The organism is Candidatus Aegiribacteria sp. (assembly GCA_021108435.1).
Classification (GTDB): Bacteria; Fermentibacterota; Fermentibacteria; order Fermentibacterales; family JCC-6; genus Aegiribacteria.
Window position 1 is genome coordinate 17639 of the sequence record JAIOQY010000030.1, and the last position, 14992, is coordinate 32630.

At 46.2% G+C, this 14992-nt stretch carries 10 protein-coding genes; 5 read left to right on the forward strand and 5 right to left on the reverse strand.

What is annotated here, in order from left to right; all coding sequences use genetic code 11:
• The first annotated feature begins 8 nt into the window (after nt 1-8).
• The 3 genes from K8R76_01735 to fabD all read left to right on the forward strand — a co-directional run bounded on the left by K8R76_01735 (nt 9) and on the right by fabD (nt 5472).
• Nucleotides 9-1304 carry a TolC family protein gene (locus K8R76_01735; GenBank protein MCD4846893.1) on the forward strand — a complete coding sequence of 432 codons (1296 nt, stop codon included), beginning with the start codon at nt 9-11 and terminating at the stop codon, nt 1302-1304.
• A gap of 91 nt (nt 1305-1395) precedes the next feature.
• The gene (locus K8R76_01740) at nt 1396-4458 is read left to right on the forward strand and encodes a hypothetical protein (GenBank protein MCD4846894.1); all 3063 of its coding nucleotides are present in this window, start codon (nt 1396-1398) and stop codon (nt 4456-4458) included.
• Nucleotides 4459-4542: 84 nt separating this feature from the next.
• Nucleotides 4543-5472 carry an ACP S-malonyltransferase gene (fabD, locus tag K8R76_01745; protein ID MCD4846895.1) on the forward strand — a complete coding sequence of 310 codons (930 nt, stop codon included), beginning with the start codon at nt 4543-4545 and terminating at the stop codon, nt 5470-5472.
• Between the two features lie 59 nt (nt 5473-5531).
• Here the strand turns inward: fabD and thiD are convergent, their stop codons facing one another.
• Entirely contained in the window at nt 5532-6851 is a 1320-nt protein-coding gene (gene thiD / locus K8R76_01750; protein ID MCD4846896.1) for a bifunctional hydroxymethylpyrimidine kinase/phosphomethylpyrimidine kinase, read from the reverse strand.
• A 191-nt stretch (nt 6852-7042) separates the two neighbouring features.
• Here thiD and K8R76_01755 point away from each other — a divergent pair, with 191 nt between their 5' ends.
• Both K8R76_01755 and K8R76_01760 read left to right on the forward strand, forming a co-directional pair.
• Nucleotides 7043-8848: a BamA/TamA family outer membrane protein gene (locus tag K8R76_01755; GenBank protein MCD4846897.1), complete on the forward strand. Its 1806-nt coding sequence runs from the start codon at nt 7043-7045 to the stop codon at nt 8846-8848.
• A 25-nt stretch (nt 8849-8873) separates the two neighbouring features.
• Entirely contained in the window at nt 8874-12353 is a 3480-nt protein-coding gene (locus tag K8R76_01760) for a translocation/assembly module TamB (protein ID MCD4846898.1), read from the forward strand.
• A gap of 49 nt (nt 12354-12402) precedes the next feature.
• On the opposite strand, the gene K8R76_01765 is transcribed toward K8R76_01760, so the two are convergent.
• From K8R76_01765 to K8R76_01780, 4 genes are all read right to left on the reverse strand, one after another.
• On the reverse strand, nt 12403-12969 hold the full coding sequence (locus K8R76_01765) for a GNAT family N-acetyltransferase (GenBank protein ID MCD4846899.1): 567 nt from the start codon (nt 12967-12969) through the stop codon (nt 12403-12405).
• On the reverse strand, nt 12966-13697 hold the full coding sequence (locus tag K8R76_01770) for a class I SAM-dependent methyltransferase (protein ID MCD4846900.1): 732 nt from the start codon (nt 13695-13697) through the stop codon (nt 12966-12968). Before K8R76_01770 ends, K8R76_01765 begins: the two co-directional genes overlap by 4 nt.
• Nucleotides 13698-13736: 39 nt before the next feature.
• Nucleotides 13737-14513, reverse strand: coding sequence for a hypothetical protein (locus tag K8R76_01775; GenBank protein ID MCD4846901.1), 777 nt, complete (start codon nt 14511-14513; stop codon nt 13737-13739).
• A 76-nt stretch (nt 14514-14589) separates the two neighbouring features.
• Nucleotides 14590-14970: an HIT family protein gene (locus K8R76_01780; GenBank protein MCD4846902.1), complete on the reverse strand. Its 381-nt coding sequence runs from the start codon at nt 14968-14970 to the stop codon at nt 14590-14592.
• Nucleotides 14971-14992 lie beyond the last annotated feature (22 nt).

A 14992-nucleotide genomic window follows, 5' to 3' on the forward strand; every position in this document is an offset into this window, starting at 1 on the left:
TTGAGCAAATGAGAAAAGTCTCAATATTTCTGCTCTTAATGGTCTCAGTGCTGTTCGGACAGGATGATTCGCTTGTTTTGGACCTTTCCGGCTGGGTTCAGCTTGCTTTTGAGAATTCTCCTGATCTGGACAGGTCATCAGCGGATCTATTTTCTGCGGATGCAGCAGTATCCTCCTCAAAATCATTTCTTTGGCCCTCACTCACATTCAATTCTTCGGCAGGGCATTCATGGAGTTCAACACCTGATATGGCCGGAGGCTATACTGATATGGACAACTCCTCCTGGTCATTATCAGCCGGTCTCTCCCAGGAGATTCTGGCGAGCGGAGGCAGCAGCTGGCTTCGACTGTCCGGAAGCAGGCATGCCAGAGAAGCGTCCAGATTTGATCTTGACCAGGCCAGACTGGATCTGACCATGGATGTGATAGAAGCTTATTATGGTGTGATAGAATCCATCGGGCTCTGCGCTACAGCTGAGAAAGCTCTTGATAGAACCAATGAACAGATGCGAAGGATTCAGTCTCTGTATGATCTTGGAGCCGCAACGAATCTTGAATTAATACAGACTGAGGTTCAACAGAGCCGTGACAGTCTTACACTGCTTCAGAGAAAGCAGGCAGTGGCGAATGCCTATGCCCTTCTGCATCAGACAGTAGGACTCGTAGGTTCTAACACCTCGGTCAATACAGCTGCGGTTCTTCGACCGATATCAGTTAGATCAGCAATCAACATTGATATTAATCTGTCCAGGAACATTTCGCTTGCAGCTGCAAGAGAAAGACTTATTGAAGTAGAGCTTTCACATGAGGCGTACAAGCGGTCATACTGGCCATCGCTGAACGCAAGCGGAAACTGGAGCTGGAATAATGATGAACTCGATTTTGACGACTTCACCGACAGAGACAGCTGGAGTGTTTCTCTGACACTGAGCTGGACTTTGTTTGATGGTTTCAGCAGAGAAAGCAGAATTCAGTCATCCAGAGCTTCCGTTCTAAGGCAGCAGGCATCATTTGAATTACTTGACAATTCGCTCAGAACTGCTGTATTGACTCGGCAGAACGATTTGATCAGTTCTATTGAAACCTGGCAGTTGTCTCTGGAACTTCTGAATCAGGCAGAAGAACAACTCCGGCTTTCGATGATGAGTTATGACCTGGGCAGTCTTTCCCTTCTGGATCTGCTTGATGCTCAGTCAGGAGTATCTGATGCTGAAGCTACTGTTGAATCGGCAATAGCGACAAGTCTTATCGCTGAAGCCAGGCTTTTCGTTCTTCTTGGACAGGCACCAAGAACAGGAGAATAAAATAAACGGAATCAAATACGGGGTTTACGTAGTTCTTAATAAGGGTATCAACTGAAGAGAGGGGCTCAAGATAACGAAAAGTTTGATTCCGATGCTTGTTCTTGTTCTGGCAGGCTGCCTGTCTGCGGGTAACAAATGGCAATTACACGGCGTAAATTTTTCGTATACACGCTCCGGTACATTTGAAAGAGTCACGATGTTTCCGGTAGTCTGGGATATTCGGAGCACAGGACATGTATACCGCGAATATCTTGATGCGTACAGTCTTCCACACGGAGAAGATCCCGTTCTTTCCCTCCTCGCGGAGGCTCAGCAGAGTGGTTTCAATACCGCAATTATCAGATCCGAACTATGGTATCAGGAGGTTCCTGAACCATACGGGACCGGTAACGGTCTTTTTGCCGAGACTGCAAACGCCATTCGAGAAACGGGTATGAACGTCATCGTTGGAGGCTTCTGGACAAATTTCTGGAAGACCGAACATAATGATGCTGTTGTGGATTATCTCTATGAATATGTTCACCAGACTGCGCTGATGTACGATGGTGATGTAATCGGAGTATTTGGGTTTGATGAACCTGCAGTGAAATATCTTGAAAATCCTGATGATGAATATCGATGGCTGGGAATGGTTATTGATTATTCCACTGAGTGCAGAGAACGAATTGGTCTTCCTTTTACATCTTTCATTTCAAAACACGGTGATAACTATTCTGGTACCTGGGTGCCCTACAGCGATACAACAAGTGTTCTGAACAGGTTTTCAAGATTTCTGGATATGGTTACTCTCAACATGTATCCGGTTAAGAATAACGATCGCAGGACCAGGACTATTGAGATGAACACCGACAGCATACTATTTTGTGGCGCAACGAATCTCCTCCCTTCACCGTCGCCCTATTATGAGGTATTCTGTGATCAGGACGAGTTCTACACTGTGAACAGTGCTGGCGGAAGATCCAGCTTTTGCGTCTATGAATTTACCTGGAGAAATGATTTTGAGTATCTTGAAATAGAACTTTCACGGGAAATCAATCTTCCTTTTGTACCAACTGATGTAGCTTCCAGCGATTTCAGAGCATCCGATACAGGTATAAGGGCTGGAGGAAATCATAATGTCAACGGCGCTGTAGTGCTGTGGGACAGCCTTTCTTCACCAGGTGGAGCAGTAATGGCTGTCTATTTTGACGGAACTGATCTTGTGCTCTCTCCATTGCCTGATTTTCAGGGATCTGAGACTGCAAAGCCACTGGCTTACTGTATTGGTGAAACAGGCTATCGTGGGAGTGGAGGAGTATTTGACGGTGTAATCGGTAGAAGTAACACCGCAATTCTGGGAGTTTATGTTGATGATAACAATGAAATTATCATCAATGTTTTCTCCAGAGGAGGTGAGTGGGGGAAATTCCAGCTGGATACCCGTAACCCTCTTCAAATACCCGAATTTACTCCCGATGAGGTTGTATGGGGAAGATTCTGGGGAGAATCGGAAATTGAAAACTGGCTGAACAATAATGACTGTGGATTCGTACTGCTCAGGGAGAACGGACAATACATCACCGTCAGGCCATCAAACGATGAAGAGAGCTGGATACTCATTCCTGAAAGCGGGGCATACTATGAGAACCTGTTCGGATCGAATTATGAACCGGTTTCCATATTCATCACCCGTGAGGACGCGAGTGAACCGCAGTGGTCTTCCGGAATAGACTTCATATCAGCGGTCTTTGAAGACAGATTTGTACGATCGCGAAGCATAGAAGGCACAGCATCGCTCGATTCCCTGACAGATCTGGTGATTCAAGGTGATTATACGGATATCATTGCTGCATCAGCTTACCACCCGGATAAACGATACGGAGATGTACTGCTCTGCATTACCGATGCTGGAATCCTGGAATCAAGCCATTCTATCCAGAGCTCTGTGCAAGCGGAACTTATTGAGTTGAAGGAAGTGCGTTATGCATCAGGTCAGGAGATCTATTCCGGAGCCAGGGTACTTAATACAAGAAGACCGATTCGAGCTGGTATTCTGCTTGATTCTTCCGGTATCTGTTTTATAGGCTCCGAACTGTACTGGGATTATTACGATGATGTGAGATTCGATGTTTTCTCGATATGTTTTGAGACTGCTATGGATAATGGTGTGAGATCAACAGATATCGACAACTGCGTTTTTGCGAATATTCAGTCTTATGGCAGGCATGCTTTTGGACTCCCAAGCTACTGCGCCCCACAGGATACTATGCTGTATATGGTTACACTTCCCCTGATAAAAGGGTGTAGAGGGCTGGTTTTTTACGCAATGGATTTAGCTCTGAAATCCGGAAATCTCAAAAGCGATGGTTCTCTGAGATATCCGAATCTGCTGCAGAACTGGGGCCCAAGCAGGGATCATGGGAACATTGATCTGGTCGGAAGAATTCATGAATCAGTCGCTATTCTGACCGGTAATCAGCCGGGTGGGGGACCGAATTATCTTGAAGCTCTTATAAATGAACAATACGTAGCTCTTTCTGACGAGATAGCGGTGAATTGCGAACTTGAAGCAGAGGGGTACGTGCCTCAACCGCAGAACAGCACTCTGAACTTCCTGGTGCTTGAGAAAAGCGATAATGGAAGAATTCTGCTTCTTGCATCCAATGATTCGCACTATCCGGTTTCCGCAGGTCAGGCTATCTGTCTGCCTGGTCGATTCGCGGAAGACTATTTAATTCATACAAACGGGGGTTTTTCTCCAATATCTGAAACTGCAAGACGCCTGGGATCCGTATCTTCAAGAACATTCAGTAATAACCGGAGCGATATCGGGCTTGTTCTTGACATGAGTGGCATGCCCCCTGTATCTGTATCTCTTCTGGAACTTGAGCCGACTTTTGAGGGTGGGTACCCAGGGGGAAGTACATTTCTGGAGGTTCAATTCTCGGGTGGAGGTTCAGTGAATCTCAGATTTAAAGTGACTGGAACTGATCGGAGTATGTTGTCTTTGTACGATCTTGCCGGCAGAAGAATAGAGACAATCTGGGCCGGTGGCAGTTTTCCAGATGTAATGGAAATTACTCTGAACCCCGCCCAAAGACCTTCCGGACTTTACTTCGCAGTTCTGGAATCACAACATCACTTCATATCCAGAAAAGTCATGATGTTTCCATAGAATATTCAGGGCTTGCTTTTGGCTCTGATTATTATGATAAAAGAAATTCCGAAAGCTATCTATCAATTTCGCTAGGAGGAATGAATGGGCAGACTTGCATTTCTATTTCCAGGTCAGGCTTCACAGAGCGTTGGTATGGATTCCTATCTGAGGGAATATCCCGATGCTGTTGATTTTCTGAACAGAATCAATGAAATGACTGGTGTTCTAGGTTTAAGTGACATCATATCTAACGGTCCTTCTGAAATTCTGACTCGAACCGATAATGTTCAGCCTGCTATTACAATGATCAGTATCTCCATCATGAATGTACTGGTGGCTGCGGGAGTCAAACCTGAGGGAACCGCTGGTCACAGCCTTGGGGAGTATTCGGCTCTTGTGACAGCAGGAGTCCTTCTCCCCGGAATTGCTGCGAAACTCACCCGTATCAGAGGCGAGCTTATGCAGCAGTGTGCCAACAGGCACCCCGGAGGAATGCTCGCTCTCATCGGCATCGAACTGGATGTTGCCAGGAAATGTGTTGAGGAAGCATCCTCGATTGGACCTGTCGGAATTGCGAATGTGAATGCCGACGGGCAGGTTGTCATTTCCGGCGCGAATGATGCGCTGGAAAAAGCTGGAAAACTGTGCAAGGCAGCCGGGGCCCGTCGAGTAATACCCTTGAAAGTATCGGGAGCATGGCACTCACCATTAATGAAGGATGCCGCTAAAGGGCTTGAATGCGCTCTGGATGATGCCGGATTCTACGAACCTGAAATCCCGGTTGTAGCAAATGTAACCGCTGCTCTTATAAAGAGCGGGGACGAGGCCAAACAGCTGCTCAAGGAGCAGGTTACTTCACCGGTTCTCTGGGCTGATTCCATAAAGAAGATGCAGAGCAATGGTTTCGATACTTTCATTGAGGTCGGTCCGGGGCAGGTTCTCCAGGGACTTCTCAAACGAGTAGAAGGTGTAACTATATATGGCACTCACGATAAAGAAGCTCTGGACAAGACTCTATCTGAGTTTACATGAATTCAACTGACTTATTGATCTTTCGCTGACTGTTGCGGGATGACTGCGAAAGAATCAGTTCAAATCATATTCTGTAACTGCTTTACCAATTTATTATGCGCTTCGAAGGCAAGATGAGGTACTTCCCTTATTGGAACCCATTTCACTGCTGAAGCATCATCACCCGGTTTTGCCGTACCTTTCCAACCAATTACTTCGAATGCGACAAGCAGAATTCCACCGTAAGCTGTAATATCTGTTTCCAGCCCGAAAAGGCGGCTGTCCGTCAGTTCAAGACTGGTTTCTTCCATCAGTTCCCGCAATCCGCATTCAAGAGGAGTCTCACCGGTTTCAAGAAATCCGCCGGGGAGAGACAGCATATCCTTCTTTGGTGGTACAGCTCTCTTTACCAGCAGAATGCGATCTTCATCGTGGACAATCAGAGCGACTGCGGGTAATGGGTTCCTGTAATGAATGTATCCGCAGAATCCGCAATGTAGATGCCCATTTTCTCCAGGTGACTGCTGAAGGGGAGAGCCGCACTCTCCGCAGAAAGCTGGAGGAAGGTAGAAGGAATTTCCATCCGTTTTTGAAGGCAGCGGACCAGCCTCAGGAAAATGCCCCGGAATATTACCGCTCCTTCGCCTGAAGTTTCTGGCAATCACCCGTCTGACAAACAATCTTGCTTCATGAACGGCATCTTCAATGGGAAATCCCAAAGCCAGTAGAGCCGCGCATGAAGTTGCCAGAGTACAACCGGTTCCGTGAATGTTATCCGGCGTAATCCTGCTTCCTCTGAACCAGATATTTTTCTTACCGCTGATAAGAACATCTTCAGGTTCTCCCTTGATGTGTCCCCCTTTAACCAGAACTGCTTTTGCTCCCATCCGGAGGAGTGTTTCCCCGGCTTTCTCCATGTCCTGCTTGTTTCTGATCGTGATGCCTGTAAGGATTTCTGCTTCATCAAGATTTGGTGTGCATAGAGTTGATAACGGTATAAGCCTGTATTTCAGTGCCTCAAGAAGCCTGCTGTCCGCAAGAGAGTATCCACCGCCTGCTGTCAGAACGGGATCGAGTATGTAAGTAACATTCCGCAGATCGCTGTTGAGAGTTTCTGATAGGACTGAGGCATTCTCCGCAGTTCCGAACATTCCTGATTTAACTGCGCTGACGGGTCCATCAGTACATATTGCTCTTATCTGGGCTGCTACTGTATCTGAAGGAATTGCTTCCCAGGAAAGAACGTTTCCACTGTTCTGGACTGTCAAGGCTGTTACAACCGGGCATCCGTGGATACCCATTACAGCAGCTGTCTTCAGATCTGCTCCTAATCCGGCACCACCGCTTGGATCGGTTCCTCCGGCAAGAAGCAGTACAGGGCGAATATCTTCAGATTTCATTATATCCTCCACTCTAGCCCGCAAGATGTAATGGAATTATGCTTACGGTTATAAGTAGAACTATACATGCTGACATGCATATTTCCGAGTGCTCCTATTCACCATCCTATCGTAGGGTGGAGTAGTTGGATTAATTGCCGGTTGCACAGATTACTGTTTATCGGTAATGCGTAAGAAGGTGGTAACGAACAGTGCATCTGAACATGAGAACCGCACTTGGCGGGATACTGCTGTTTCTCTTACCCTCAACTTTACAGGCCTCCTTTGTTGAGCCTGAAGTAGATTCCATCACTGTCTCAGGAGATATTCCTGTATCTCAGAGCAAACTTCTTCACGGAACAGGACTTAAGCCAGGATCTTCTCTTTTAAGCATTACTCCAATTGAAGTGCAGAGCGGCATAGTCTCGAATCTTACGGCTCTCGGATACCTTTCACCAGCCGTTGACGTACAATGGCCCCTCTGGAATGATGAAACGGCAATAGTAAGAGTATCAGTAGATACAGGAATGAGAAGCCTGCTATCCGGTCTTGTCTTTAAAGGCATTACAATCTTCTCCGCTGATTCTCTCGCAAATCTGTATCCCGGAGGCACAGGTGAACCGGTAACGCCTTCTGACACTCTTGCTTTCCGGAATGCCGTACTGAAAAGCTACAATGAAAGAGGTTATATAAATGCATTATTACATATCAACATGCTGAGCCTTAGTGAAATCGAGGGTCGGACCGGAGCAAACACGGGTTACAGAGCAATTGAATGTGTAGTTGATGAAAATAGCCAGGTTTTTCTTGGGAGTATAACCGTGACGGGGCTGGAGACAGTCCGTGAAAAGGTAATAACCAGAGAATTGATGATATCACCCGGTGATTCTCTTAACATGGAATTATTGCGCCAGTCTATAAGTATGATTTATCAGCTTGGCCTGTTTCAGGATGTTCGCTTTTCCTATAATGATTGTCCGGATGACAGCAGTATTGTAGATCTTGTTGTTTCAGTGACTGAAAGCAGGTATCACAGAATCGATCTTGGTACGGGTTATGTATCTCCGTCAGCCGTATTTGGCAGTATCAAATGGCTTCATCCCAACATCATGGGGAATAATCAGAGGCTTACAATCGGTATTCATTACATGGAGTATTTTGGATCTAAAGAGGGGCGTAAGATTGAACCTGAAATTACATATGAGGAACCCTGGTTTCTTTCGACAAGATGGAGATGGCAGCTGAAGCTTGGATATCTTAATCTGTCCATACCCGGTCTTTATCAGAGGAGTTACTCGATCACTTCCTCATTTGCGAGGACAATTACAAATCACCTGAAATTCACTGCCGGATACAGCCTTGAGTACGAGACATACAGTGACAGCGCGGCAGAGGAGGGTACAACGGAAGCAGTATGGTATACAACTTCCAGTATTACATCATCGCTGATTCATGATACTCGATCTCCTCTTTTCAATCCCATAAGAGGACACTGGATGATGGTGATGGGTAAACTGTCGGGAAGTTTTCTCGGCGGCGCTGATTACTACAGGTTCTGTAATGAAGCCAGAAAGTTTATCCCGTTCGGTGATGATTTTGTGTTTGCCATGCGTATGAGATACGGAGTAGCGTTTCCTTACGGTGATGATATTTCGGTTCCACCGGATGAAAGGTTCTTTATGGGCGGAGGAACAACAGTTCGCGGTTATCCGTTCAATTCGCTTGGTCCTAAAGATAGTGACGATAATCCCATAGGCGGACGGGTAGAAATTCTGAGCAATTTCGAAGTTAGAGCGAGAATTATTGGCGACTTTGGTTTAGTTCTGTTCACAGATATTGGCGGTCTCTGGAATTCCCTGGATAATATCAATCTTGAATCAATAGGTTTTGGAGTCGGATTCGGGCTTCGATACAATACTATTTTCGGCCCGATAAGGATTGACTATGGTTTTGCTCCTACATGGAGCAACTCTATAAAAAGAGGAAAATTTTACTTTGGTCTCGGTCATGCTTTCTAGGACAGATTCCAGGGGTTCCGGTAGGATGAAAAGAACCGCTCTGTGGATTCGGTCAACTCTTCTTGGGCTGACATTTTTCATTGTATCATTCTACCTGCTTCTTTCAACAGGATTTTTTGCTGAGACGCTCGGAAAAGTTACAGGCCTGCTTGTGTCGGATGAAGTTACACAAATCAGTTTCAGGGGTCTGTATACTGATATCTTCTGGAAGACATCGGTCGATTCTGTAATTGTAACTGATAATCACGGTTTTTCGATGATTATCTGCGGTACTGACATACAGGGAAGTCTGCTGGACTTCGCTGCAAGCAGGCATGTCGATTATATCCTGGTTGAGAGACTGGAGATCAGCCTTCCGCCTGAAACAGGGGAAGTTGATTCGATTCCGGATTCACTGAGTACGATTCTTGCCAGCATTGATATGGGAATCGTTACAAGTGTGGATCGATTCATTCTGGAGTACGGAATAATCACTGATCCATATGGTGTCGTTCTTGATTCCATGTATCTTGATGCTGTTATCAAAAGGGAATCAGGCGTTTCAGTAGATGTGAGCGCATCGCGAATAGAACTTCCAGGCTTCGGGCAGATCATCGGGGAAGGCATACTCACACTTATTGATGGTGATGTAATTACTGAAGGATTCACCGGGATTGCTTCTCCCGGTTCACTGTTGATTACCGGAACACTGATCGGTATTGAAGAAATGCTGAATGTTGATATTTCCGGCATAGTGACAACGAAATACCTTGATATTCCTGTTGAGCTGTCCGTTTCAACTGAAGGATCGATTTCCGGTCGGCTTTCAGATTTGCAGGCAAAGCTTGCGTTCAGTAATGGTAAAGCATTCCTATTCGGCAGAGAAGCCAGTTTTACTGTGGATACACTCACAGCTGATTTGCAGAACCTTGTTGTGACTGGTCTTCATCTTGCTGCTGATAACTCATCATTTGATCTTGATGGAGATTATGATATCACCTCCTCGGTATGGAATGCATCAATTGATATGTCAATGATCAATACTGATATATCGGAATATTTTACTACCCTTCCTGAAACAAGAATTACCGGTTCGATTTCCGCATCCTGTTCCGGAGACGAGTCTCTTTCCCTCAATGGCTCGGCAATCATCGATCTTTCCGCTTCAAGCGTCGATATTCTGGATGTTTCCACACTATACCTTGATGCTGTTCTTATTGAAAACAATGTTGATTTCCATGGATCAGTCAGTGGCACGGGTAGCGAATCAATGACATTTGCGGGCCGGAGTATCCTTGATTCGGATTGGGAGCCTGTATCGTGGTCAGCTGAGATTGAGGCCTCTCTAGGATCTCTCCTGTTTCTTGAAAAATATGGAGTTAAAGGACTCCCGGATGTTTCAGGAGCGAATCTGGACTTGAACGGGAGCGGAACAAGATTCGGTATGGACCTTGAAGGTGAAATAGATGTTTATGAGTTTTCCATGAGTGATATTGAAGCTGACAAGGCTTCGTTTGAGGGAACAGTGAATCTGTCCAGGGGAAACCTGACAGGAGGTTGTTCTATTGAAGTAGATAGTCTTCACCTCCTTTCAGACGTTTTTCATGTGACTGCCGATGTTTCCGTTAATGGGGATGACATCGCCGTTGATAGTTTGATATTCACCGCTTCAAACAGCCGGATCTACACAGGAGAAATTGCTGTGAATGCAGGGGATACTACCAGATTCGAATTGGGGAATCTGAGAGCTGCTCATTCAAAACTTAGAGTAGTAACTGATGGAGGTCTCTCAGGATTCGCGGAAAACGGTACTTTCGTATTGGATACCCTGTGGATTAGCCAGCCTATCGGTGAATTCCGGATGTCGGGAATGATGGATGAAGAAAAAACATCATTCGAGGCGGTAGTCGAGAACTTTGACTTTTCGACATTCAGCACTTTCTCCGGCCTGCCTGCGAGCATGTCCGGAGTAGGGAACTTTAATATCTCCTATTCACAGGATGCAAATTATATGCAGGGCTCCTTTACAGGCAAAATATCAGATCCTGAGTACGGCCAGTTCTCAATGGACAGTGTAACTGTTGAAATGTCAGCGGATGAAGGCAATATTTCAGTTGATGGTATCTATGCCTGGCATGACGGAGTGAGATCGGGCTTTCAGCTCAGCGCAAGCAATGTCTGGAGAGGTACTGATTTTCATCTGCTTGCAGAGAAAATAGATTGGCTGGAGCTTGAGGTGAATGATATCGGTGACTGGTTTTTCTATATTCTTCCACTGCCGATAAACACCATGGGCGCGAGTTTTTCAGCCAGAGCTGAGTATACCAGGGCAGATGATGGAGATCATTCCCTTGAGTTTCAGGCGTCTGCAAGAATCAGACGGTTGTATATTACAATTCTTGGAGTTGAGCTACCCAACGTAAATCTCTACTTGAATTATCCGGATTCTACTGAGATAGGATATAATACCCGTCTGACACTTGGAGCCGGAAGCCAGAGTTCAGGTGATTTTTCTTCATCCTGGCTTGCTGATATCAGAAGTATCTATCCCTTTGAACTTGGTGATTACAGTATTTACGCACAACTGTCTGAAATGGAGATTCCTCTGCCGGGAATTGGCGCAATTGTCGCTTCAGGTGGAGTGTCCATGGATAAGGATGAATCAACTGCCAGGCCTGTTCTTGCGGGGAAATTCACTATTCTTGAAGGCGCGATCGGCATACCTCAGCCAGTATCAGCTTCATCATCCGGAGGTTCGGGTGAGCTCCCGTTTGATCTGGAAATCGACGTATCCAGTACTGGAAAACTCTGGTTCCGAACGAGTTTTGCTGATATTGAAATGTCCGCGAAGATGAGAATATTTACGCTTGAGCGTAAACCAACAGTAAACGGGTATATCGATGCTGTCAGGGGAAAAATAACAGTACTGCAGAGAGATTTCGAGATAACGGAGGGAAGAGTACAGCTCATCCAGGGGATTCCTCCAACTGTCCATCTCAATGTTACAGCGGAAACGAATATACGCAGCATCATGAGTCATGATGAATATCACATAACTATTCTGATTACAGGAGATATGGACAATCCTGAAATCACTCTGACCGGAGAAGGGCCGGGCGGTCAGATCGCCCAGGAAGATATTCTGACACTCCTTGCAGCCGGATTGACCTATGGTGAGATGCAGCAGCTCAATTCCAACGCACTGAGGTCCGAAGTCGAGACCGTAGCGCAGACACTGCTGGGGAGCCTTCTTGCCAGGAATATCAGAGATGAGATCGGACTGGATACTTTTGAGATATCCCCGGAACTCCTGTCTGATACAACAAGCCTGGTGCTGAATGTTGGTAAATATGTATTTCCCGATCTCTACTTTTCATACAAAGGGGACGTGTTTTCTGCAAATCCGGGATTATTCAGCGCGCAGTACCTCTTCACCTCGGAACTGTACGTCGAGGGTTCAACAAGATCTACAATCCATGGTGATATGGAACCCACACTGGAGATACACTACACAATCCGCTATTAGATCAGAGATGATCTGATAATAATATGAAACATCGATGTGATTCGGTCTATCAGTACTCTGAGATCCACTCATCCTTCAGAATACCGTACATTGCCATATCTTCGAACTTGTCCCATTTTTTGTAATGCTGTCTCATGATACTTTCAGATTTCATTCCAAGTTTTTCCATTACTCTTCCGGAAGCAGGATTCCTTGTCATGAAGGTTGCGAATATCCTGTTGAGTCTCAGAACGGTGAATCCATACTCCATAACAGCATGAGCTGCTTCAGTGCAGTATCCGTTTCCCCAGTATGGTTTTCCGATCCAGTATCCAAGTTCGGCTCTCGAATGGCTGCGCTGCACTGTGAGACTAACGGCTCCAAGGAGTTTTCCGTCTTTTCGGCAGGTGATGGCAAAAGTAAGGCTGGTATTCTCATCAAAACCCGCCATATGCGTAGATATCCACTTCTCAGCCATCCCTTCCTCGTAAGGATGTGGGATATTAAGTGTAGTATCCGCTATATCCCTTTCACCTGCAAGCTTGCGGACATCCTCCGAGTCTGAGAGTGTGAATGGACGGAGGGCAAGCCTTCGAGTCTTTAATACAGGATGTCCTGTCGGCTTATTCGCATTCATGCTGACTTACTCCCGAGGATGACAAGAGTCGTAGCGCCGTGAAATCCTGTACTGTGAAGGCGCTCGCGGAGTTCATCTCCCCGTATCTTCAGATTTTCGAAATTGTCCAGTCCTGAAGCTTTCTTCACATACATATCGATTGCACCGTCGATATACTCGACTGCTTCAGGATCCAGAGGGTCTTTGTCGAGGAAGGCATAATCCTGAGAGATCATGTTCTCAAGCCCCAGACTCGGAATTGCGCAGATGTCAAGTATTTCGTCCTTTCGGAATGTACCGTTGTGCGAAACCCCGAGAGCCGTATCAATCTCAGCCCACCACTCATGCATGAGAACATGAGTCATCTGGGCATCAGTTTGACCGTCACGAAACATCTCACTGACGAGGAAATATCCTCCCGGACGGAGAACCCTCAGCATCTCTGCGAGAGTATCCTCGAGTTTGCTCATATGGTGGAGCGAATTGGAGATGCAGACCATATCAAAAGCCTCCGGTTTGAACGCCATCATCGCAGAATTCATGCAGGCAGGTGAAACATCAGCGATCTTATCAAGGTGTTCTTTTGCCCGGGTCAGCATTGTTCTGTCAACGTCGATTGCCGTTATCGCGCCGCAGCCTTTAATATTCGTTCTAAGAAAACTTGCATAGTTCCCCGCGCCTGTTGCCACATCAAGCGTCCGGCTGATGCGTATACCATCAAGTGTTGTTTCCAGCCTGCTCTTCTCCACTATGATTACTCTCACTGCTTTAATTAAGCAGTTTAACTGCTATTGTATTCTGTGAACCACCCAGACATTGGGTTCAATATACATACCTGTTCCCAAATCGGTGTTGATCTCGACAGGAACAAGAGCGCCTTCAACAACATACCTGCCGCTTCCGGGGAATTCCATCCCTGTCCAGTCTTCCCAGTTCTTCACTGAACCGGGAATTGTCATTGATGCTTCGCAGACACCTGCGATCTTTCCCCCGCCTCGTACATGTACACGGAGCCAGGGGTCAAAAGGCAATCCTTCGGCATTCTTCCACTTGATATAATCTTCCATCGGTATGAGAGAGTAATCATGTTTCAATGAGGGGCGTACCGGTGCAAGGAGTGTTCCAAGATTGTTCTTTCTTCCTGTCTCCTTCATGATCTCAACCATGCAGCCGCTCAGCTTTTTGCCTCTGTATTCATGTGATACCGCTATTGAAAGCGCGCTGACTGCATTTGGCTGCACTTCTTCTAATTTATTCCTGAACCCCGTTATGACAGTCCAGTCCCATCCCTCATTCGGAAGGCTCTCCTGCTCTTCATCCCAGAGCAGAGGAATGCAGTTACCCGCAGCAGCCATTTTGCCGGATTTCTTATCAAAAAGGGCGAACTGGTATTCCGGGAATTCGGAATAGAGCCTGGCCCAGTGGCTATTGGCCACTGTGTCATGAAGCATGAATTCCGGCCAGACACCTGTTACTTCAGCATCAACGGCTTCGAGAAGTCCATCCCTGTCCCTTGCGGTTACAAGATCAAAACCCTTCGGAATGATAGTATCAATGTTTGTCAATTTTCCTCCCAAAAACAGGATATGATCCATGACCGATATGATAGTAGAGATACATCCAGTTTATAAGCAGCACGAATTATGTGTTACGGTAAATTTTCTTCTCAGGTATTACTCCCCTGATTCCACCCCTTGGATCATCAACATCGCGTTCGAATCTCGGTATAAGATGAATATGGACATGAGGTATCGTTTGACCTGCTGCCGTTCCTTCGTTCACACCTATATTGTATCCGTCAGCGGCAAGACTCTGCTCAAGCTGACCTTTTCTGATAGTAAGAGCTTTTGCTATCGAAGTCAGTTCTTCAACAGTAGCATCGAAGATACTGGCGAAGTGTCTGAAAGGTATGATCAGAGTGTGCGAAGGAGAGACCGGATACAAATCCCTTATCACATAGACATTCTCATCTCTCCACAGTATCCTGTCATCGTCCGGATTACAGAAGGGACAATCTTTCATTTTTTACCTCCAGAATAATCAT